Source organism: Paenibacillus sp. Lou8.1 (assembly GCF_024213565.1).
Classification (GTDB): Bacteria; Bacillota; Bacilli; order Paenibacillales; family Paenibacillaceae; genus Paenibacillus; species Paenibacillus polymyxa_B.
This window is the reverse complement of sequence record NZ_JANAVN010000044.1, coordinates 1-614: the sequence shown is the minus strand read 5'-3', so window position 1 is coordinate 614 and position 614 is coordinate 1. Positions and strand designations below refer to the sequence as shown.

Annotated in this window: 1 protein-coding gene; it reads left to right on the top strand. The window is 41.4% G+C overall.

The window, feature by feature from the left end; translation table 11 throughout:
- Positions 1-614 (top strand): AMP-binding protein (locus NLX78_RS26375; RefSeq protein ID WP_254351927.1); only part of this gene is annotated, 614 nt, incomplete at both ends.

Genomic DNA, 614 nt, shown 5'->3' with positions numbered 1-614 from the left:
CTATTTACTGGGGATGTATCAAATCCAAAGTTAATTAGTAAACCTGAAAACTTGGCTTATGTAATATATACATCCGGTTCTACCGGCAAACCCAAAGGGGTAATGATAGAGAACTACTCCGTAATCAACCGGATCAACTGGATGCAGAAGCAATACCCGATAGCTGAAGGTGATGTGATCCTGCAGAAAACTCCCTATACCTTTGACGTATCGGTATGGGAATTATTGTGGTGGAGCTTTACTGGGGCCAAAGTCTGCCTGCTGATACCGGGAGGAGAAAAAAATCCGGAAGAAATCGTGAAGGCAATCGAAAAAAATAAAGTTACCACAATGCACTTTGTACCATCCATGTTGAGTGTATTTTTAGAGTATGTAGAGGAAAAGGGGATAATAGAGGAAATAGCAAGCTTAAAGCAGGTATTTGCCAGTGGAGAAGCACTGAACCTGAAGCAAGTAGAAAAGTTCAACAAGCTGCTGTACAAAGAAAAAGGAACAAGCCTGCATAACCTGTACGGACCAACAGAAGCAACAGTAGATGTATCCTACTTTGGCTGCTCTACGGAAGAAGAATTGGAGCTTGTACCTATAGGAAAGCCCATAGATAACATTAAGTT